We start from the raw sequence: 20,475 nt of genomic DNA, 5'->3' as shown, positions 1-20,475 counted from the left end.
GAAAATCTGACTTTCAGGAAGGGTGCAGGCCGGCCTTCTGGAAATCCAATGTCACCTCATGATATGATTATGCAGGATTTGCATAAGCAGGATGGATGCGATGGAGATCAACTGGCTGCACGATTTCATCGCGGTGGCGTCGACCCGCAGCTTTTCGCGCGCAGCCGAGCAGCGGAATTCGTCGCAACCCGCGCTGAGCCGCAGGATCAAGGCGCTGGAAGTGTGGGCCGGGGCGGCGCTGTTCGAGCGCACGACGCATGCTGTCAGCCTCACGCCTGCCGGCGATGCGTTCCGCCTGACTGCCGAGGACATCATCCGCCGCCTGTCCGCCGGTCGCCTCGAGGCGCAGGAGCTCGCGCGCGGCGCCTCCGACGTGCTGAAATTCGCATCGACCAATGCGCTGTCGCTGACGTTCTTTCCGGATTGGCTGCGCCAGGTCGAGGCGACGCTGTCGTTCGTGCCGAATGTCCAGCTCGTCGCAAACCACATGGAGGCGTGCGAGCGCATGCTGCTGGCGGGCGAGGTGCACTTTTTGCTTTGCCACCATCATCCCGCCGTCGTCACCGCGCTGACGACCTCGCAATTCCGCTCGGCGCATGTCGGCGATGACTGCCTGATCCCGGCATCCGTGCCAGCGTCGCGATCAGGCAAGGCCGCTCGCTTCAGGCTTCCGGGAACGCAGGCCGCGCCGGTGCAGGTCCTGAGCTATCGTCAGGAGTCCGGGATGGGAAAGATCCTCGACGCGGTACGCTCGACCTCGCCGCTTGGCGCGCATCTGAAGCCGGCGTTCACGTCGCATCTTGCGAAGCTTCTCGTCACCATGGTCCAGGCCGGCCGCGGCATGGCCTGGCTTCCCGAGAGCCTCATCACTGATCAGCTCGCATCGGGCGAGCTGGTGAGGGCCGGCGGACAGGAGTGGGAGATTCCGATCGAGATCCACGTGTTCCGCCCGCGATCGCGACTGACGCAGGCGGCCGAAGCGTTCTGGACGCACGTTCAGGAGCATCCGCCTGCGAGCAACGCGCGCAAGGCGGTGCGCTCGCGCCGCGGTCGCGGCTAGCGGCCTATTCTTCCGGCTCCGTCGTGAACAGCAGCGGATAGCCCTTGGTGCGGGCGGCATCGGTGGCACGCGTGGCCTTGGTCTCGGCGACGTCCTTGGTGAACACGGCGACGACGCAGGCGCCGAGCTTGTGCGCGGTGATCATGACCTTGTAGGCCTGATCCTCGGTCATGCGGAATTCAGCCTTCAGGATCATGGTGACGAACTCACGCGGCGTGTAGTCGTCGTTGATCAGGATGACCTTGTGCAGCTTGGGCCGCTCGACCTTGGTTCTGGTCCTGGTTTTCGGTTTGGTAACGGTGTCGTTCATTCCGCCTCCCGGAAACGGCGGGCTGGGGTTCCTGCCAGAGCGATCAGCTCGTGGCCTTCTCACCATATTGCAGGACCTGCACCTTCTCCAAGGTGATCAGCCCGCTCGACATCATGCCATCCAGGATGGGCAGGAATGCGTTGATGTTGTCCTCGCTGTCGACGATCTCGATCAGCAGCGGCAAATCCTCCGACAGCCGCAGGATCTTTGAGGTGTGCAGCCGGCTCGACTTGCCGAAGCCCATGGGGCCGCGCAGCACGGTGGCACCGGCGAGGTGCAGCTCGCGCGCCTTCATCACGATTGCTTCATAAAGCGGCTTGCCGTCGAAATGGTCGCTCTCACCGATGAATATCCGGAGCGAGACTGCCTGATTGGGAATTTGCATGGTCAGCTCCTTTTCAAGCGGTTGTAGCGGCTCGCCATCATATGGCCGAGCCAGACCGAGACCAGCCAGCAGACGACGGACGCCGCGACATAGGCGAGCGCGGTCCATTTCAGGCCGCCATGGAACAGGCGGAAGGTTTCCAGGCTGAAGGCCGAGAAGGTGGTATAGCCACCGCAGAATCCGGTCATGACGAACTGCCGGTGCTCGGGCCGCGCCAGCACGCGGCCGTCAGGACCGGTCAGCGTCGCATAGAAGCCGATGATCATGGATCCCGTGGCGTTGATGAACAGCGTCGCGAACGGAAAACCCGGGCCGGTGTCGAGCACGAGCGAGACGAAATAGCGCGCCAGCCCGCCAATGATGCTTCCGAAGGAAACCCAGGCATAAAGCAACGCGCTCGGCCAGCGGTCGGTGAAGGAGGGCAATTTCATCCGCCTCTAGCCTCCAAAGAGGTCGGCGAGGAAGAAGCCGCAACTGACGGCGAAAAGGCACAGCCCGACCGAGAAGGCGACGTTGCCGAGCGCAGAGAGCGACTCGCCATTGCGGGCGAGCGTCAGCGTTTGCAGGCTGAAAGAGGAGACCGTGGTGTAGCAGCCGAGGAAACCGGTGACCGCGAACAGCCAAGGATTGGGCGAGGCGAAGACCGAGCCGGGATGCGTCGCCAGCGCGCCGAAGATACCGATCAGGAAGGCGCCGCTGACATTGATGGTCATGGTGCCCCAGGGAAACGTTTCGCCAAGCCGCCGCGCGATCGCCCCGGAGACGAAATAGCGCGCGCAGCCGCCGAGGATGCTGCCGATCACGATCGCGATCACTCCGCCCAGCACGATATTTGGCCTCCCGTCATCACTTGCGCTCCGTTGCCAGCCCGTTGCCGACGGTGAGCAGTCCCACGAGCGCTATCAGCGCGAACCCGAGCCCTGCGAGGAACGTGCCGGCCGGGCCGTAAACGTCCCACAGCGCGCCGGCGATCACGCTTGCGGCCAGCAGCGCAAGCCCCGTGAACAGGTTGAAATAGCCGAATGCGGTGCCGCGCAAGCTCGGCGGTGCAGTATCGGCGACGAGGGCCGAGAGCAAGCCTTGCGTCAATCCCATATGCAGACCCCACAGCACGACGCCGAGCGCGAGGCCGGACAGACTCGGCAGCAGCGCCAGTGCGAGGTCGGCGCCTGCGAGAAAAATGAGGCCGAGCGCGAGCAGAGCGGTCCGGTTGATCCGGTCCGACAGCACGCCGGCCGGATAGGCCGAGAGCGCGTAGGTGATGTTCATCAACACCAGCACCGCCGGCACCCACATCGCATTGAGGCCGATGTTCTGCGCACGCAGGATCAGGAAGGCCTCGCTGAAACGGGCGAGCGTGAAGACGACGCCGATTGCGATGACGCGCCAATACACGGGCCCAAGCTGCCGCATGGCGGCGGTGTTGAGCGGGTTCCTCGCAGGTGTCCTGCTCGCATCCGGCTCCGGCTCGTTCAAGGCAAATGCGATCAGTCCGAAGGACAGGAATGCAGGCACCACGGCCACCCAGAACACGGCGGCAAAATGATCCGACGTCCACCACATCAGGCCGATCGCGGCGAGCGGTCCGACGAAGGCGCCGACCGTGTCGAGCGACTGCCGCAGGCCGAAGCTCGCGCCGCGCAGGCCCGCCGGCGCAATATCGGCGATCAGCGCGTCACGAGGTGCGCCGCGGATGCCCTTGCCGACGCGGTCGACGAAGCGCGCCGCGACCAGCCAGCCGATGCTGGGCGCGAGCGGGAACAGCGGTTTTGTCACCGCGGCCAGCCCATAGCCGAGGGCCGCAAGCAGCTTCCGGCGGCCGAGCCAGTCCGACAGCGCGCCGGAGAAGATTTTTGTGATCGAAGCGGTTGCCTCCGCGATACCCTCGATGAAGCCGACGGTGAGCGTGGAGGCGCCGAGCACGGTGACGAGATAGACCGGCAGCAGCGCGTGGATCATCTCGGAGGAGATGTCCATCAGCATCGAGACGAAGCCGAGCACCCAGATTCCCCTGGGTAGCCTGGTGCGCGCAGCATTCGGTGTGGTCGTCGTCACGTCCTTCGCCTTTGCATTCAGGCAACAAAAAACCCGCCACCGGCGGGTTTGTCCATGCTCCCGCCAAAGGCAGAGGCTGATTGCCTCACCTCGAGCAGGAGTCATCAGCCCACTACGATCATGCGACCGCCGGGCGGTTGTCGGGGGACTCCATCCCCATCTGTATGGTCAGCCTAGCATGGAAATCACAGGGAACAAGTAGGCGGGGCGCTCTGTCCCATGGCGCGAACGCGCGGCGGCGCAAGCGTGGCGACACGGCGGCGGTTTCGCGCAACGCACGAAAATCCCAACTCGCAAATCTCTAACCTGCAAATCTCTAACCCAATTGTGAAGCACAAGCGATCTTCGCGCTTTGCGGCAAGCCGTTTGCATGTCACCATCGCGTCATACGACGGGAGACTGCGATGCGGTTGCTGTTCTCGATCGGGGCTGTGCTGGTGGCCGGCGTGCTTGCCGGAGGGGATGTTGCGGGCATCGCGGCACCAAGTCCTAAATTTGAACCGCCGAAATTTGAACCGTCAAGACATCAGCGACAGGCGGCCGACGGCGACGCGCAGTCGGTTGATGTCGAGCTGATCCTCGCGGTCGATGTCTCCTACTCCATGGACATGGACGAGCTCGCGATCCAGCGCGAGGGTTATGCGCAGGCGATCCAGTCCAAGGAGTTTTTGCAGGCGCTGAAGGCCGGCCCCAACGGCAGGATCGCGGTGACCTATTTCGAATGGGCCGCATCCTCCGACCAGAAGATCATCATCCCCTGGCGCCTCATCGACGGACCGGAGACGGCGGACGCGGTCGCCGCCGAGATATTGAAGACGCCGATCCGGCGCGCCTCGCGCACTTCGATCTCCGGCGCGATCGGATTCGCGATGCCGCTGTTCGATGAGGATCCCTATCACGGAATTCGCCGCGTCATCGACATCTCCGGCGACGGCCCCAACAACAATGGCGGCCCGGTCACCGTGGCGCGCGATGCCGCGCTCGAGAAAGGCATCGTCATCAACGGCCTGCCGATCATGGTCAAGGAGCCGTCCTATTCGACGATGGATATCGACAATCTCGATTACTACTACGAGGATTGCGTCATCGGCGGCCCCGGCTCCTTCGTCATCTCGATCAAGGATCGCGAGAAGTTCAAGGAAGCGATCCGCACCAAGCTGCTGATGGAAGTTGCCGGCCGCACGCCCGAGCGTCCGGTCGTGCACGTTGCGGACAAGGACAAGGAGCCGCGCGTGAGCTGCCTGATCGGCGAGAAGATCTGGTCGGACCGCTGGGGCCGCTGAAGGTCGACCCCGATGAGGCCGTTTGCCTCATCGTGTCAGGCGTCCGAAATTAACTTCTCGTTAACGGTGGCATGGTCCTAATCGAATTGTTTCAGAATATTTCTGACGCTGCGTCCGAGCAGATCCATGGCCATCGTCACGCAAAGCACCAGCCAGATTTCGCCCGCCAATGAGCGGATGTATCACCAGAGCGCTCTGCTCGGCGAATGGAAAGGCAATTGGGCGGGCAACAACCAGCCCGTCGGCTTCAAGGTCGTCAACATCCGCGGCAGCCGCGCACAGGTCGAGTACACCCACAACGGACACACCGAGCGTGGTTTTGCCCAGATCAGCGGCTCGCTCATCACCTTCGGCTCGGTCACGGTCGGCACCAAGGACGGCAAGAACCTGGTGCTGTTGTTCTCCGCGGGCGGCGCCGGCAAGCAGACCGCGACGCTGGCGAAGCAGGCGCCGCCGGCCTCCGACAGCCGCCTGATGGGAAGCTGGGGCGGCTATTCCAGTGACAACGGCAAGAGCGCGAGCTTTCGCGTGCTCGCCGTCAACGGCAACGAAGCCCAGGTCAGCGTCACCACCGACGGCATCACCCGTCAGGGCACCGGCATCGTCTACAAGAACGTCATCATGTTCGGGCAGTCGCAGATCGCGACGGACGACGGGCAGAACGGCAAGATCATCTACCAGGTCGGCATGAAGTCCTTCATGGTGCCGGTGACGAAATATCCGCCGGCGGATTCATCGTCCTCGGTCGATGTGACGGCGTAGCCAGCTTACGGCTGCTTCTGCTGGGTGCGTTGTCTCCACTCAGTCATTGCGAGCGCAGCGAAGCAATCCAGAATCCTACCGCAGCGGCAGTCTGGATTGCTTCGCTGCGCTCGCAATGACGACACTATTAATTCCGTCATCCTGAGGTGCGCGTGGCGCGATGCGCAGCATCGCGCCGGGAGCCTCGAAGGATGCACGGCCACGCTGCGAGAGTGGGGCCGTCGCCCTTCGAGGGCCGCTGAAGAAGCGGCTACCGTCAGGGGTGACGGTGATGGAATTACGCGCGCTGCAGGGTCCAGCTATTCTGCCTAGTTCGATCGCCAGCTTACGGTGCGGCGCGACCCCTGCAAGATCTCCGCTGAACATGCTAGGCTGCGCACTGGAGATCGCTTGCCAGATGGAGCACCTCATGACCGACGAGCATCCGATGATGGTCGGCTCCGCGACCGTCTTCGTCGTCTTCGACATCGAAGCGAGCCTCGCTTATTACCGTGACGTGCTCGGCTTTCAGGTCACTTTCGAATACGGCTCGCCCTTGTCCTATGCTTGCCTGTGCCGCGACGAGGTGGCCCTGCATTTGCTCGCGGCGGTGGCAACGAAACGATTGCCCGGGCAGGGCGCCCTCTGCATCTTCGTCCGGGACGTGGACCGGCTTTACACCGAGCTGTCCGGACGTGGCGCGAGGCCGATCAACCGGCCGGAGGACCGCGACTACGGCATGTGTCGTCGATGCCGACGGCAATCAGGTCACATTTGGAATGGGCACGGACGCGGCGGCCTGACGGCCGGCCGCGCCCGTCGCGATCAGGATCAGATCCGTGCTTCCAGGATCAGGTTGAAGGGTGTCTCGGCGGCCCGTCGAAAGCGCGACAGGCCGCCTTCGCTGGCGACCTTGCGCAGCCTTGCCTCGCCGGCTTGCGCGCCGAGTGCGAGGCCGACCTCCTGATCGAGCGAGGCCGGCGTGCAGATCATGGTCGACGCCGCGTAATAGACGCGCCCGACCGGGTTGAGATTGTCCTCGAGGCGGTCGCCTGCGAACGGCTCGACCAGCATGCAGGTGCCGTCCTTCGCCATGGTTTGACGCACGTGGCTGATTGCGCCGACGGGATCGCCCATGTCGTGCAGGCAATCGAAGAAGCAGACGAGATCGTAGCCCTCGGCCGGATAGGTCTTGGCCGAGTGAACCGCGAAGCTGACGCGATCGCCGAGCCTGGCCTCGACTGCCGCCTTGCGCGCCGCCTCGATCGAGCCCTCGTGATAGTCGAAGCCGTAGAAGCGCGAATTCGGGAAGGCCTCCGCCATCAGCCGCGTCGAGACGCCGTGCCCGCAGCCGACATCGGCGACCTTGGCGCCACGCTTCAGCTTGTCCACGACGCCGTCGAGCGCGGGCAGCCACTCCTGCACCAGATGGTGCATGTAGCCGGTGCGGAAGAAGCGGGCCGTGCCGCAGAACAGGCATTCGCTGCGCCGGTTCCAGCCGACGCCCTTGCCGGACTTGAATGCATCCGAGATCTTCGGCTCGTCGAGAAACGCTGCGGCAATAACGTTGCCGACCGCGCCGAGGAAGACCGGGCTGTCCTCGTCGGCGAGCGCCATCGCCTGCTCCGGCAGCATCGAGAACTTTCCTGAACCGGTATCGTATTCGACGTAGCCAGATGCCGCCTGGCTCGCCAGCCATTCGCGGACGTAGCGCTCCGCCGTTCCAGTAGCCTTTGCGAGCTCGGCGGAGTTCATCGGTCCCTTCGCGGCGAGGGCGCGGTAGAGGCCGAGCTTGTCGCCCAAGAGAACGAGCGATGCGTTCATCGCCGCGCCGACGTCGGTGATCATCTTACCCATAAAGGCATTCAACCTGTCGGAATTGACCTCCATGACAGCCTCCATACAAACGTTGGGCATTTTCAAGGGTCTGCGCAATTGCGCGCTGCGGGACAGCGCCGCGACTTGGGCTGCGCGTCCTCTATGTGGGTCAATGCGGCGCGGGGGAGGTTCAACGCGCCAGGACAACGTCATCCTGGAACTGGATCATGCGATGTGCCGCGCCCCTCCACTGGCATTCGCGCGATCCCGAGGTTATAATTTGGAACCTTTTCGACGGAAGCCTGAATGTCCAGCCTTGCAGGTTCTTGTGGTCTCGCAGCTCTCCTCGCCGTGCTTTGCCTCGGTGGAGCACCGGCGCATGCGCAAGTTGCGCCGCTGAGTTATTGGATACCGGGCGGAGCATTCGGCTTCGGTGGCAGTGCCGGCCAGAGCTCCGATACCTACGGCAATTTTCCGAGCTTCGATGCCAGCGGGCGGACCAATTTTGCGAACGGCTTCTTTGTCGGGAGCCAACGCGGCAATCTGAATTGGAGCGGCCTCAACCAGACTGGACCAATAGGCAATTTCAGCGCGCTGTCCTACGACAGCACGCAGTTCGGCTACAACTTGAAGACCGCAGGCGGCTCGCCCGTGACGTTCTTTGCCGGCTTCGACACGCTGAAATATGGCAACGGGATCGGCAGTTCGGTTGCGCCGCTGACCTCCGGCGCTGCGCCGGGCTACGGCGGATTTGCCGGTGTCGAGTTCAAACCGACATCGAACCTCAGCCTGTCGTTCGGGGCCGGTTTCACCCAGCGAGGCTCAGGCCGCATGGACAGCGATATCAGGTCGGACATGCTGCCCGGCGAGTCGCCGGCACTGGGCGCCCTTCGCCACTAACACATTACCGCGTCAAGCGCGTATCACTTGTTCCGGGGCACGCCGCAGCGATTTCGGCAGATCCGGCCCGGTTCCGAAGCGTATCACGATATCGGGACGCCGTTCGCCGAGTCCCAGTGAGGTCGCGAATTGCGGCCTCAGGGCAGCCACCTCGACCGGCTGGTTGATGAAGGAATATTTGAGCCCGAGCGCGGTCGCCTGCAAGCCGAACCGCTGGCGGGCGCGGCCGACAGCGATCCAGTGCGACGTGTCGCTCCGATCGGCGGCAAGCACGACGACGCCCGCAGAACTGTCGATCTCGTCGCGGTATTTCTTGTTCTCTCCGCCCTCGGTGAAGACGAACCTCAGGAGCGGCCGCGCGACCATGCCGGCAGGGACGGGTTTCCGGAGACGTGCGAGAACAGCCCATCCATGGTCGCGACCGCATCCGCCTCGTTGAAGCGCATCCAGCTCACGAGCTCTCTCATGAAGGCCTTGTCGCGCATTTGCGCGGAATTGGCTTCGAGCACATAGTCCGCGACCTTCGCGATCGCGGCGCGTTCGGTCATCAGGATCGCCGAGACGTTCGGCTCGCCACAGGCTCTCTCGAGCTGGCGCAACATCTCGGGCACGACCGGCCTGCCATCGAACGCCGCACGGGTGCATTGCCTGACGGGAATCGCGCCAGCCAGCGCTGATGCTGCGGGCGGGGCCTGCTCGAGCGCGATCACGATCCGGTCGCCGTCGACGACCGGATTGGCGCGCCAGCCCAGCGTCGACGCCGCGAGGACAAGATTTTCGGCGGCGCAGCCGAGGCTGACGTAGAGGTGATGATCGTCCGGATCGACCGCCGGACACCGGCGAGCGAAGTCGGGCGCTATCACGATTTCATTGCCGCGGGCCGAGAAAATCCAGGGCTGGGTGTTGTGGCTGTTGGCCGCGAGTGTCGCAAAACGCACGAGTTCGCGGTCCCTCGGTGTCGATCGCAGCGGTGTCCGCGACGCCTGCACCGCCTCCTCATAGCTCATCGTGGAAGCGGCCGAGGGGCGGCTGCTGATTGCCGCTGCGGAAAGCCCGAGCGCGGTCGTCATGAGTTGTCGCCGGTCAATCGCCATCATCCGCTCCGCGGGAGTTCCGCATGACGCTTCTAGCACCGCCGCAGACCCGGACGGTTGATCGGCATCAAGGTTCGGGGTGGTGCGAGCTGGCGCGCCCCCGGAGCGGGTGCCGCGCAGCTAAGCAGCTACCTCGTAAACCGCGCGACCAACTCTACATGCGGCGTGTGCCGGAACTGGTCGACTGGCACCACGGTTTCGATCCTGTAGCCACCGTCGATCAACAGCCGCGCGTCGCGGGCAAAGGTTGCGACGTTGCAGGACACCGCGATCACGACCGGCACCTTGCTTGCCGCGAGTTTCAGCGCCTGCGCCTGTGCACCCTGGCGCGGCGGATCGAACACCACGGCATCGACATCGCGCAGCTCCGGCGGCACCAGCGGACGGCGGAACAGGTCGCGCGACTCGGCCTTGATCGGCTTCAGGCCCGGCGTGCGCGCGGCCTTGGCTAGCGCGGCGATCGCGCCGGCGTCGTTGTCGTAAGCCGTGACACGCGTCTTCTCCGCAAGCCTCAGGGCGAACGGGCCGACGCCGCAGAAGAGGTCGAGAACCTCCTTTGCCTTGCCGACACGCTCGGCAACGAGTGCAGCGAGCGTCTCTTCGCCTGCGACCGTTGCCTGCAGAAACGAGCCCGGCGGCAGCGTCACTTCAGCGCGGCCCATCCTGACCGTTGGCGGCAGGCGTTGCAGCACCAGCTCGCCATGCCGCGTCAACCGCGCCAGGCGATGCTGCTCGGCAACGCGCGATAGCGCCGTGACCAGCGGCGTCGGCAGTGGCCCGGAGCCGCGCACGTCGACATCGAGACCATTGGCGGTGGCTGTGACCTGAATGTCGAGCGGCTTCGTCACCGGCATTTTCGACGTCAGTGGCTCGGCAACCGCCCAGGCGGCATCGAGCGCGCCCTCAAGCGCGGGATCGAGGATCGGGCAGCGATGGATCGGAATCACGTCGTGCGAGCTCGCGGCCGAGAAGCCGACCTTGAGCACGTGATGCGTGCCGAACCTTCCGTGCAGCGTCACACGCCTTCGGCCGGCGCCATGGGCATCGACCAGCGGCGCGACCTCACAATCGATGCCAGCCTGCGCCAGCGTCTCGACCACGATATTGCGCTTCCAGGCATGATACGGCTCCGCCGCCCAATGCTGGATCGCGCAGCCGCCACAGACCCCGAAATGCGGACAGAACGGCTCAACGCGCGCGGGGCTTGCAACGTCGACCGCGAGCAGCTTGCGGCGGTCGGGATGGCCCGCGACATGGTCGACCTCGACACTCTCGCCGCCAAGCGTGTAGGGCACGTAGACCGCATTGCCGGTCGTGAGCGAGACGCCGTCGCCGCGATGGCCGACATGATCGATCGTGACGCGTTCAACCACGGCGCGCGCCCAGGAAGAATTCGATGTTGCCGTCGCCGCCCGCAATCGACGAGGGAAACACCTCTATGTCTGTACAGCCGAGCGACGCGGCAAAGGCCGCGATGTCGTCGCAGATCTCCTGATGCACCGCGGCGTCGCGGATGATGCCCTTCTTGTTGTGCTTCCGATCGGCCTCGAACTGCGGCTTGATCAGCGCCAGCAGGCTCATCGGCGCGGCTGCGAGCGACAGCGCCACGGGCAGCACGGTCTTGAGCGAAATAAAGCTGACGTCGATCACGACGACATCGGGCCGCGCCGGCAGGCGTTTGCCCTCATAGCTGCGAATGTCCGTCTCCTCCATCGATACGATCTTGGGATGATCGCGCAGCGAGGCATGCAGCTGGCTGGTGCCGACATCGATGGCGAACACCAGGCTCGCGCCATTCGCCAGCAGAACCTCGGTGAAACCGCCGGTCGAGGCGCCGACGTCGAGGCAGACATGGTCCTCGATCTCGATCGGGTAACGCTCCAGCGCGCCGGCGAGCTTGACGCCGCCGCGCGAGACGTAGGGGTGCGCAGGCTCGGCCTGGATCACCGCGTCCTCGGCGATCGTCTCCGAGGGCTTTGCGACCTGCTTGTCATCAGCCGTGACGAGGCCGGCCTCGATCGCCGCGCGCGCCCGCGCCCGGCTCTCGAACAGGCCGCGCTCGACCAGCAGAACATCCGCGCGCTTGCGGGCAGGGGGCATGATCTCTCCGGAGACGAGTGAAGCGTCTATGGTACGATCAATCGCGCGGCCGCCATCCGGACGCAAGCCTCGAACGCGGCGAGATCGTGCCAGACGTCGGCCGGCGGCTCTGCCGGCGTCACCAGCGGGCAGCCGTGCAGCTCCAGCGCATGGATCATCATGAGATTGTCGACGAGCCCGAAATTCTCGACCGTCAGCCCCTGTGCGTCAACCAGCCGCCCGTCCTCGGGGGTGACGTGCATCAAGCGGCCGACACGGTCGGCATAGCTGGTGCCATCGTTGGAATAGGCCAAGCAAAACTTGCGGCGGCCGGCCATGTAGCCGAGCTCGTAGACGGTGCCGGGATCGGCACCGGCGCCGCGGAAGGGGGTGAGATTGGCGATGATGGCGTCGGCCCCGTCCATCATGGCCTCGTTGCCGCAAAAGATCTGCCGCGACGCGTCAGGCGCGGTGAGGTCGATGGCGTTGTCGAGGGGATAGAGGCCGGTGAGGCCGTGGGCAGCGCAGATCGCGGCCTTCTGCCGGCCGATCTCAACCGCATCCGGCAGGAACACGTCGGGACCTGCCAGATAGATTTTCATGAGGTCAGAGCCGAAAAATGTGGATCGAAGGTGCGAGCCGCAGTGCGCGCTCTGCTCCCTCTCCCGCTTGCGGGGGAGGGTTGGGGAGGGGGTGTCTCCGCAGGCGAGAACCCCCGAGAGGAGAAAGCCCTCACCCGGATCGCTTCGCGATCCGACCTCTCCCGCAAGCGGGAGAGGTGAAACCAATCAGGCGAGCTTGACCGTCTCGGTCTTGACGTCCTTGCCGAGCGCCTCGAACACCTTGGCGACGATGCCCTTGGCGTCGAGACCGGCGCGGGCGTACATCGCGTTCGGCGTGTCGTGATCCAGGAACACGTCGGGCAGCACCATCGTGCGGAACTTGACCATGCCGGTGTCGAGCACGCCCTGATCGGTCAGGAACTGCGCGACATGGGAGCCGAAGCCGCCGACCGAGCCCTCTTCCACCGTGATCAGGACGTCGTGGTCGCGGGCGAGCTTGAGCACCAGCTCGGTGTCGAGCGGCTTCATGAAGCGCGCATCCGCAATCGAGGTCGAGAGGCCATGGGCGGCGAGCTCGTCGGCTGCCTTCTCGCATTCGGCCAGACGCGTGCCGAAGGAGAGCAGGGCGATCTTGTTGCCCTGGCGGATCATGCGGCCCTTGCCGATCTCGAGGGGAACGCCGACGTCGGGCATCTCGATGCCGCGGCCTTCGCCGCGCGGATAGCGCAGCGCGCTCGGGCGGTCGTTGATCGCGACCTGGGTCGCGACCATGTGCACCATGTCGGCTTCGTCGGCCGCCGCCATGATCACCATGTTCGGCAGACAGCCGAGATAGGCGTTGTCGAACGAACCGGCATGCGTCGCGCCGTCAGCGCCGACGAGGCCGGCGCGGTCGATGGCGAAGCGGACGGGCAGGTTCTGGATCGCGACGTCATGGACGATCTGGTCGTAGCCGCGCTGCAGGAAGGTCGAGTAGATCGCGCAGAACGGCTTGTAGCCTTCGGTCGCAAGACCGGCGGCAAAGGTCACCGCGTGCTGCTCGGCGATGCCGACGTCGAAGGTGCGGTCGGGGAACGCCTTGTTGAAGATGTCGACGCCGGTACCGGACGGCATCGCCGCGGTGATGGCGACGATCTTGTCGTCCTTCTGCGCTTCCTTGACGAGGCTCTGGCCGAACACGTTCTGGTAGGCCGGCGCGTTCGGCTTGGCTTTCGCCTGGGTACCGGTGGCGACGTCGAACTTGACGACGGCGTGGTACTTGTCGGCGGACGCTTCCGCCGGGCCGTAGCCTTTGCCCTTCTGCGTCACGACGTGGACCAGGATCGGGCCGGTCTCCATGTCGCGCACGTTCTTCAGCACGGGCAGGAGATGATCGAGGTTATGGCCGTCGATCGGGCCGACATAATAGAAGCCGAGCTCCTCGAACAGCGTGCCGCCGTCCATCATGAAGCCGCGGGAATATTCCTCGACGCGGTTGGCGCGGTTGGCGAGGATCTTCGGCAGGCGCTTGTTGATCTGCTTGGCCGCATCGCGCAGCGTGCGATAGGTCTTGCCGGAGTAGAGGCGCGACAGATAGGCGCTCATGGCGCCGACCGGCGGCGCAATCGACATGTCGTTGTCGTTGAGGATGACGATCAGGCGCGAGTTCATGGCGCCCGCGTTGTTCATGGCCTCGTAGGCCATGCCCGCCGACATCGCACCGTCACCGATCACTGCGATAACGTTGTTCTTGCCGCCGGCGAGGTCGCGCGCGACGGCCATGCCGAGGCCGGCGGAAATCGAGGTCGAGGAATGCGCGGCGCCGAACGGATCGTAATCGCTCTCGCTGCGCTTGGTGAAGCCGGACAGGCCGCCGCCGGTGCGCAGCGTGCGGATGCGGTCGCGGCGTCCGGTGAGGATCTTGTGCGGATAGGCCTGATGGCCGACATCCCAGATCAGCCGATCGCGCGGCGTGTCGAAGACGTAGTGGATCGCGGTGGTGAGCTCGACCACGCCGAGACCCGCGCCGAAGTGACCGCCGGTCACCGAGACGGCATCGATGGTCTCCTGACGCAGCTCGTCGGCGACCTGGCGAACCTGCTCGATCTTGAGCTTGCGCAGGTCGTCCGGCGTCCGGATGGTGTCGAGAAGCGGCGTTTTACTGTATGCGTTCACGGCGATTTCCAATTTGTCAGCGCCGGAAAACCGTTCCGGTGCGCGATGGGTTTGCACAATGTCGGCGCAGCGCGAGTCCTTAAACCGTCGGAGCCACCTGCATGGGGCAAAAGCCCCCGTCTTCAAGCTTAGGTGAGCTTAAGTGCGCTCCGGTTCAGTCTCTGTGATCCCTGTCACGTAGATCGGCTTCGTCCGTCCCAGCCAATTTCATCAGCGATTTGAAGCGCTTGTCGTCGGAAATCGGTCCCCACGTCAAAGCTAACAAAAAGCCACACTCCGCGCAGCTTTACACCAAAGCTTGGGCCAAAGCCAACCCGCCCAACCGATTACGGGTATGCAGGTGCAACCGGCGGGCCAATTTGGTTAATCGCGGCGCCGGAGGGGAAGTTCCAATCCTGCCCGGTTCCTTGGCAGGATTTTTGGGCGAAGGACAGGGATTTTAGCGGGATTCGCTGGGCCAAAACGCACCGGCGAGGGAACTCGTCAATTCTAGTGCCCGGCCACCCGGCCCGTGAACGGAGTTAGCGGCGTGCGATCTTGAAAAAATGCAGGCGGGCGATGTTTGAGACGGGCAGCTTTGGGACGGCCCCTTTATTGCACGTCGAGCGGGGCGGTGCCGGTGGCCTGGCCGCTGGCATCGGTGGTGATCTTGTCGACGCGCGCCTCGGCCTGGCGCAGAAGTTCCTCGCAGCGGCGCTTCAAGGCTTCGCCGCGCTCGTAGATCGTGACGGATTCCTCGAGCGGCACCTTGCCGTCCTCGAGCCGCTTCACGATCGTTTCGAGTTCCTCGATCGCGCGCTCGAAGGTGAGCCGGGAGACGTCGACTTGGGTATTTTCGGCCATATCCGTTTCCGATTGCCCGATTCGCTTCTGGTGTAAAACAGCAGAGTTTTGCGGGCTTAATGTGGCGGGTCTGTCTTAAGCGCCCATCAGGGCGCCGACATGCGCCGTAACAGATTCTTTCAGTCCTTGCAGGTCGTAGCCGCCTTCGAGCACAGAAACAACGCGGCCCTCGGCGGATTTGTCGGCAAGGTCCATCAGCTTGCGCGTGACCCACGAATAGTCCTCCGCACGCAAATTCAGCGAGGCCAGCGGATCGCGGTAATGCGCGTCGAAGCCCGCGGAGATGATGAGCAATTCGGGGCTGAATTTTTCGAGCTGCGGCAGGATCAAATTCTCGAACGCCGAGCGAAATTCGGGCCCGCCGTCTTCCGAGGCGAGCGGCGCGTTGACGATGGTGTCGTGGTCGCCGCGCTCGCCCTTGGCGCCGGTGCCCGGAAACAGCGGCATCTGATGCGTCGAGCAGTACATCACGGTCGGGTCCGACCAGAAGATGTCTTGCGTGCCGTTGCCGTGATGCACGTCGAAATCGACGATGGCCGCGCGCTTGATGCCGTATTTGCGCTGCGCGTGGCGCGCCGCGATCGCGACATTGTCGAAGAAGCAGAAGCCCATCGGCTTGCCAATCTCGGCGTGATGGCCGGGCGGGCGCACCGCGACGAAGGCGTTGCGATGCTCGCCGTTCATCACCGCTTCGGTCGCAGCCACCGCGCCGCCGACGCCGCGCATCACCGCTTCCCACGTGCCAGGGGACATCGAGGTGTCGCCGTCGACATAGACCTGGCCGCTGGTTGGGGCGATGTGACGAAGCTCGGTGACGTAATCCTCGTTGTGGCATAGCGTGACGAGGTCGAGATCGCCCTCCGGCGCCAGGTCGCGCGCCAGGAACTGGAAGCGCTCAGCCGACAGCGCTTCCTCCACCGCGCGCAGGCGGTCGGGTCTTTCAGGGTGTCCCGGCGGCGTGACGTGGTCGAGGCAGGCCTTGTGGGAAAGGAGAAGCGTGCTCATCAGGTCGGCCTCACAGGGAACGAACTCTCGACGTCGCTTGGCGCATCCGGCGCCAAAACGCAATGCAAAACCCAATCTATGCGTTCCACCGCGAATGGCAAAGGGCTGTCCCGTTCCCGGATCAGTTCACGCGCAGGATACGGGTCGGTGGCAGCGGGCCGATCGGACCATGTGCCTTAAAGAAGGCAAACAGTGCATCGGCATCATAGCCGCCATATTGCGGCGAAGCGCCCTGTTTCGCGACTGTAAAGCCGTCGCCGCCGACGGCGAGGTAATCGTTGACGGTCACGCGGTAGCCGGTGCCCGGCTCGATCGGCTTGCCGTTGAGCGTCATCTTGTCGGTGATCACGCGTTCGCCGAGCGGCTTTGATGCGTCCCAGCTGTAGCTGAATCCGATCGACACCTGGAGGATCCGCGGCCGCTTCGGATCGAGCCATTGCTGCTCCAGCATGTCCTTGAGCTGGCTGCCTGTGAGCGTCATGGTGACGAGGCGGTTGCGGAATGGCTGGCTCGCGAACAGTTCGCCGTAGGACACCGCGCCATTTTCTTTTGGGATGATGTCGGTGCGGATGCCGCCGGGATTGGTGAACGCGATGACAGCGCTGCCATCCTTGGCGTCCTTAGTGGCGGCAAGCTGTGCATCGGCGATGACGTCGCCGAGCGCGCTTTCGCCGGCGTCGTTGGGACTTCGCGACAGCGTCTGCGTCACCGATCCGGCCGGCCGGTTGGCAATGGGCGCCGAGAGCTTGTCATAGGCGTCGATCAGCGCGGTCTGCTCGGGATCCTTGGCCAGCGAGGCGTTGGCGACGATGACGTTCTCGGCCCTGGCGCTGACGATGTCGCGTGTTGCCGGATCGAGCTTGAGATCGATCGCGGTGACAAGCGTGCCGTATTTGTCGCCGCTGGTGACCAGCCTGCCGTCGATGTCGCAAACATAAGCACGATGGGTGTGGCCGCTGACCACGACGTCGACGGCGCGGTCGAATTTTTTCACGATATCAACGATCGGTCCCGTGATTGCCGGGCATTCGTTGTAATCGCCCGAGGGCTCGCCGCCCTGGTGGATCAGCACGACGATCGCTTCGACGCCCCGCGCTTTCAGTTGCGGTACCAGCGCGTTCACCGTCTCGGCCTCGTCGCGGAATTCGAGTCCGGCAATGCCTGACGGCGAGACGATGCCGGCGGTCTCCTTCAAGGTCAGCCCGATGAAGGCAACCGGGATACCCTCGAATTCCCTGATTTCGTAAGGCGGCAACACGCTCTTGCCGGTCGCAGTCTCGATGGTGGAGGCCGCGAGATAGTGGAATTTCGCGCCGGTGAACGGATGCGGTCCCTGACATCCGTCTTCCGGATGGCAGCCGCCGTTCTGTATCCTCAGCAGCTCGTTCTTGCCCTCGTCGAATTCGTGATTGCCGACCGAGGTGATCGCAAGCCCCATCATCGAGAGCGCCTCGATCGACGGCTCGTCGTGAAACATCGCCGACAGGAACGGGCTCGCCCCGATCAAATCGCCGGCGGCGACGAAGATGGTGTTCTTGTGCCCCTCGCGCAATTGCTTGACCAGCGTCGCCATGTATTCGGCGCCGCCGGCGGCGACAGCTACCTTCTTGGCTCTATCCTCGGGATCATTGATGCGGATGCCGCCCGGCGGTGGACGGAGATTGCCGTGGAAATCGTTGATCGCGAGAATGCGCAGCTCGACGGGTGCCGCGGTCTGGGCCGCGGCGGGCAGGGCGGCGAGCGCGAGGGCGAAGCTGGTCAGGCGGAGAAGATGTCGCATGGAACAAGAATAATCTTTCCCCGCGAAGATTTCACGAAAGTTCTCCTGCTCACCTCTTCTTCCTGTTCGCAAACGCATTGAACGCGGCCGTGGCCTCGTCCGATTTCAACCGTTCGCTGAACAAATGGCCTTCCTGGTCGATGCGGCGGCTGAGCTGTTCCGGGGCTGCGCGCAGCAATTTGCGCGAGATTGCGACCGCCTCGGCCGGCAGCCGGCAGATCTCGCGCGCCACCTTGCGGGCCTCGACCTCGGTATGTCCCGGCGACACCACGGTGTTGACGAAGCCGGCGGCATGGGCCTCGGCGGCGGTGAAGCTGCGTCCCATCACCAGCATGGCAAAGGCACGCTGGTAGCCCATGGTGCTCGGCATCAGCAGGCTGGCGGCGCCGACCGGAACGAGCCCGAGATTGATGTAAGGCGCCGAGAAGGTCGCGGCATTGGAGGCGAGCACGTAGTCGCAGTGAAACAGCATCACGGTGCCCATGCCGATCGAGGCACCATCCACGGCTGCGATGATCGGCTTGACGTTGAGGGCCAGCGAATAGAGGAATTTGACGCCGTCCGACAACGTCTCGGGACGCGACGCGTCGGCCTTCATGAAATCGTCGATGTCGTCGCCGGCCGTGAACACGCCGGAGCCGCCGGTGATGATCATGCAGCGGATATCGGGATTGTTCTGGGCCGTGTCGATCGCGCGGCTCATCTCGCGATACATGTCCTGGGTGATCGCATTCTTCTTGCCCGGGCGGCGCAGGGTGATGACGCGCGTTCCACGCTCTTCGGTGACGACGATATTGCCGGTCGGCATGAACACTCCCTGCGGCCGCCGCGGCGCCTGCCGTCGGCGAGTCTTGCGATACTGAGCCTACATGATCCCTCAGGCGTGCCAATCCTGCGGTTGACCATTTCGGCGGCGATACCCGTGAGCGGTTGCATGACACCCGTCCGGTGATGGCGCTCGCCCGGGAACCGTGGCGCGAAAGCTGCATCACATATGCGGTGTTTTTCGCATTGCAACAAATGGCTACAATGTTTCATTTGAAAAACCGGTGGTTGTGCGTCACGATCAACCGTCTCGTTCCATGAGGCCGACACTTGATCGATGATTGCCGCAACAGGCGCTGACGAATCCTCGGTTCACTACCGCGGCTGGCGCGTGGTGCTGGCCTGCTTCCTGATGGCCTTCTTCATGTTCGGCTTTGGCCTCTACGGCCAGGGCGTCTATCTCGCCGAGCTCCAGCGCGCCCATGGCTGGCCCGGTACGCTGGTGTCCGCGGCCAGCACATTCTCGTTCCTGCTGACCTCCGTCCTCGTCATCTTCACTGACGTTCTGATCGCCCGCATCGGGCTGCGGGCGCTGATCCTGTGCGGGCTGACGGCGCTTGGCGCATCGACCGCGCTGCTGGGACTGATGCGGGCGCCCTGGCAGCTCTATCTTGCCTATGCGCTGATGTCGGTCGGCTGGACCGGCATGGGCTCGGTGGTAATCGCGACGGTGCTGAACGCATGGTTCGCGCGGCGCCGCGGGCTCGCGCTCAGCCTCGCCTTCAATGGCGCCACCTTCGGCGGCATCGTCCTCGTTCCGGTCTTGTTGGCGCTGAGCAGCAGCATCGGTTTCCGCTCGGCCATGCTGGCGGCCACGATCGTGATGGTGGTGCTGGTGCTGCCGGTGGTCGTCGTCTTCACCAGCTGGCCGGTCGACGCGTCGCCGGATGCGGCAAATGTCTCCGGGGGCAAGGCCGCGCGTCATTCGCGGAGGGAGCTGCTCGCCAACGCGTCATTCTGGACCATGGTGCTGCCGATCGCGATCGCGCTGTTGGCGCAGATGGGATTCATCATCCATCAGGTGACGTTTCTCGAGCCGCTGATCGGCCGCGCCAGTGCAGGACTCGCGGTCACCATCATGGCGGCGATGGCGGTGGTCGGCCGGCTGTCGCTGGGCCTGTTCGTCGACCGGCTCGATCCGCGGCTCGCCTGCGCGGCGTCGATGACGAGCCAGGCGGCGGCGCTGCTCGTTCTCCTGCAAAGCCAGAGCCCGACCGTGCTGCTCTTGTGCTGCGCCGTCTATGGCTTCTCGATCGGCAACATGATCACGTTTCCGCCCCTCATCATCCAGCGTGAGATCGGCAGCTCCGCTTTCGCGGCTGCGATGGGGCTGGGGACGTCGATCAGCGGCATTGTCAGCGCCTTCGGGCCGGGCATCGTCGGCCTCGTGCGCAGCGTAAGCGGCGACTACACCATAGCGTTTGCGATGTGCGTGGTGCTCGACGTCGTCGCGGCCGGCATCGTGCTGTGGCGGCCGGGAAAAAGGGCCGAGGTCGCGACGTCGTAGCCCGTAGGGTGGATTAGCGAAGCGTAATCCACCTCTTCTTTTTACGCGGTGGCAGAAGCGGTGGGTTACGCCT

At 64.3% G+C, this 20,475-nt stretch carries 21 protein-coding genes, 1 pseudogene and 1 riboswitch; of the genes and pseudogenes, 6 read left to right on the top strand and 16 right to left on the bottom strand.

Features of this window, described 5'->3' with window-relative positions; genetic code table 11:
• Nucleotides 1-100: 100 nt before the first annotated feature.
• Nucleotides 101-1,060: a LysR family transcriptional regulator gene (locus FXB40_RS39735; RefSeq protein WP_148777717.1), complete on the top strand. Its 960-nt coding sequence runs from the start codon at nucleotides 101-103 to the stop codon at nucleotides 1,058-1,060.
• 4 nt (nucleotides 1,061-1,064) lie between these two features.
• Here the strand turns inward: FXB40_RS39735 and clpS are convergent, their stop codons facing one another.
• Genes clpS through FXB40_RS39710 form a run of 5 tightly spaced genes read right to left on the bottom strand, consistent with a single transcriptional unit; the run spans nucleotide 1,065 to nucleotide 3,810 of the window.
• A complete protein-coding gene (clpS, locus tag FXB40_RS39730) occupies nucleotides 1,065-1,370 on the bottom strand; it encodes an ATP-dependent Clp protease adapter ClpS (protein WP_148777716.1) in 306 nt (101 codons plus the stop codon).
• Between the two features lie 43 nt (nucleotides 1,371-1,413).
• Nucleotides 1,414-1,755, bottom strand: coding sequence for a DUF190 domain-containing protein (locus FXB40_RS39725; protein ID WP_148777715.1), 342 nt, complete (start codon nucleotides 1,753-1,755; stop codon nucleotides 1,414-1,416).
• A gap of 2 nt (nucleotides 1,756-1,757) precedes the next feature.
• Complete coding sequence (gene crcB / locus FXB40_RS39720; RefSeq protein ID WP_148777714.1) at nucleotides 1,758-2,186, bottom strand: fluoride efflux transporter CrcB; 429 nt, start codon at nucleotides 2,184-2,186, stop codon at nucleotides 1,758-1,760.
• A gap of 6 nt (nucleotides 2,187-2,192) precedes the next feature.
• Nucleotides 2,193-2,582 (bottom strand): fluoride efflux transporter CrcB, encoded by a 390-nt coding sequence (gene crcB / locus FXB40_RS39715; protein ID WP_187437471.1) that lies wholly within the window; start codon nucleotides 2,580-2,582, stop codon nucleotides 2,193-2,195.
• A 19-nt stretch (nucleotides 2,583-2,601) separates the two neighbouring features.
• Nucleotides 2,602-3,810 (bottom strand): MFS transporter, encoded by a 1,209-nt coding sequence (locus tag FXB40_RS39710; RefSeq protein ID WP_148777712.1) that lies wholly within the window; start codon nucleotides 3,808-3,810, stop codon nucleotides 2,602-2,604.
• 88 nt (nucleotides 3,811-3,898) lie between these two features.
• A riboswitch (Fluoride riboswitch) is annotated at nucleotides 3,899-3,977 on the bottom strand.
• A 237-nt stretch (nucleotides 3,978-4,214) separates the two neighbouring features.
• On the opposite strand from FXB40_RS39710, the gene FXB40_RS39705 reads away from it, so the two are divergent.
• The 3 genes and pseudogenes from FXB40_RS39705 to FXB40_RS50215 all read left to right on the top strand — a co-directional run.
• Entirely contained in the window at nucleotides 4,215-5,093 is an 879-nt protein-coding gene (locus FXB40_RS39705) for a DUF1194 domain-containing protein (RefSeq protein ID WP_148777711.1), read from the top strand.
• Nucleotides 5,094-5,219: 126 nt separating this feature from the next.
• Nucleotides 5,220-5,855: a hypothetical protein gene (locus FXB40_RS39700; protein WP_148777710.1), complete on the top strand. Its 636-nt coding sequence runs from the start codon at nucleotides 5,220-5,222 to the stop codon at nucleotides 5,853-5,855.
• A gap of 160 nt (nucleotides 5,856-6,015) precedes the next feature.
• A pseudogene (locus tag FXB40_RS50215) lies at nucleotides 6,016-6,543 on the top strand (VOC family protein); the annotation flags it as partial.
• Between the two features lie 122 nt (nucleotides 6,544-6,665).
• Here the strand turns inward: FXB40_RS50215 and FXB40_RS39685 are convergent.
• Complete coding sequence (locus FXB40_RS39685; RefSeq protein ID WP_187437470.1) at nucleotides 6,666-7,724, bottom strand: class I SAM-dependent methyltransferase; 1,059 nt, start codon at nucleotides 7,722-7,724, stop codon at nucleotides 6,666-6,668.
• A gap of 234 nt (nucleotides 7,725-7,958) precedes the next feature.
• On the opposite strand from FXB40_RS39685, the gene FXB40_RS39680 reads away from it, so the two are divergent.
• Nucleotides 7,959-8,552 carry a hypothetical protein gene (locus FXB40_RS39680; RefSeq protein WP_148777707.1) on the top strand — a complete coding sequence of 198 codons (594 nt, stop codon included), beginning with the start codon at nucleotides 7,959-7,961 and terminating at the stop codon, nucleotides 8,550-8,552.
• A 12-nt stretch (nucleotides 8,553-8,564) separates the two neighbouring features.
• Here FXB40_RS39680 and FXB40_RS50210 read toward each other — a convergent pair whose 3' ends face one another.
• The 10 genes from FXB40_RS50210 to FXB40_RS39635 all read right to left on the bottom strand — a co-directional run bounded on the left by FXB40_RS50210 (nucleotide 8,565) and on the right by FXB40_RS39635 (nucleotide 18,878).
• Entirely contained in the window at nucleotides 8,565-8,918 is a 354-nt protein-coding gene (locus tag FXB40_RS50210) for a hypothetical protein (protein WP_347339803.1), read from the bottom strand.
• Nucleotides 8,897-9,622 (bottom strand): nitroreductase family protein, encoded by a 726-nt coding sequence (locus FXB40_RS39675; protein ID WP_347339802.1) that lies wholly within the window; start codon nucleotides 9,620-9,622, stop codon nucleotides 8,897-8,899. Before FXB40_RS39675 ends, FXB40_RS50210 begins: the two co-directional genes overlap by 22 nt.
• 152 nt (nucleotides 9,623-9,774) lie before the next feature.
• Entirely contained in the window at nucleotides 9,775-11,019 is a 1,245-nt protein-coding gene (locus FXB40_RS39670) for a class I SAM-dependent RNA methyltransferase (RefSeq protein ID WP_148777706.1), read from the bottom strand.
• On the bottom strand, nucleotides 11,012-11,746 hold the full coding sequence (locus FXB40_RS39665; protein WP_187437469.1) for a TlyA family RNA methyltransferase: 735 nt from the start codon (nucleotides 11,744-11,746) through the stop codon (nucleotides 11,012-11,014). Before FXB40_RS39665 ends, FXB40_RS39670 begins: the two co-directional genes overlap by 8 nt.
• Before the next feature lie 26 nt (nucleotides 11,747-11,772).
• On the bottom strand, nucleotides 11,773-12,327 hold the full coding sequence (locus tag FXB40_RS39660) for a nucleoside 2-deoxyribosyltransferase (RefSeq protein WP_148777705.1): 555 nt from the start codon (nucleotides 12,325-12,327) through the stop codon (nucleotides 11,773-11,775).
• A 186-nt stretch (nucleotides 12,328-12,513) separates the two neighbouring features.
• The gene (gene dxs / locus FXB40_RS39655; RefSeq protein ID WP_187437468.1) at nucleotides 12,514-14,442 is read right to left on the bottom strand and encodes a 1-deoxy-D-xylulose-5-phosphate synthase; all 1,929 of its coding nucleotides are present in this window, start codon (nucleotides 14,440-14,442) and stop codon (nucleotides 12,514-12,516) included.
• Nucleotides 14,443-15,033: 591 nt separating this feature from the next.
• On the bottom strand, nucleotides 15,034-15,285 hold the full coding sequence (locus tag FXB40_RS39650; protein ID WP_008132970.1) for an exodeoxyribonuclease VII small subunit: 252 nt from the start codon (nucleotides 15,283-15,285) through the stop codon (nucleotides 15,034-15,036).
• Between the two features lie 75 nt (nucleotides 15,286-15,360).
• Nucleotides 15,361-16,290, bottom strand: a complete 930-nt coding sequence (locus FXB40_RS39645) for a histone deacetylase family protein (protein ID WP_148777703.1) — start codon at nucleotides 16,288-16,290, stop codon at nucleotides 15,361-15,363.
• Between the two features lie 121 nt (nucleotides 16,291-16,411).
• Entirely contained in the window at nucleotides 16,412-18,070 is a 1,659-nt protein-coding gene (locus tag FXB40_RS39640; protein WP_148777702.1) for a bifunctional metallophosphatase/5'-nucleotidase, read from the bottom strand.
• 49 nt (nucleotides 18,071-18,119) lie between these two features.
• On the bottom strand, nucleotides 18,120-18,878 hold the full coding sequence (locus tag FXB40_RS39635) for an enoyl-CoA hydratase-related protein (RefSeq protein WP_148777701.1): 759 nt from the start codon (nucleotides 18,876-18,878) through the stop codon (nucleotides 18,120-18,122).
• A gap of 294 nt (nucleotides 18,879-19,172) precedes the next feature.
• On the opposite strand from FXB40_RS39635, the gene FXB40_RS39630 reads away from it, so the two are divergent.
• Complete coding sequence (locus FXB40_RS39630; protein ID WP_148777700.1) at nucleotides 19,173-20,402, top strand: MFS transporter; 1,230 nt, start codon at nucleotides 19,173-19,175, stop codon at nucleotides 20,400-20,402.
• The last annotated feature ends 73 nt before the right edge of the window (nucleotides 20,403-20,475 follow it).

This window comes from Bradyrhizobium rifense, from assembly GCF_008123425.1.
In the GTDB taxonomy this organism is placed as follows: domain Bacteria; phylum Pseudomonadota; class Alphaproteobacteria; order Rhizobiales; family Xanthobacteraceae; genus Bradyrhizobium; species Bradyrhizobium rifense.
This window is presented reverse-complemented; position numbering and strand designations above follow the sequence as displayed.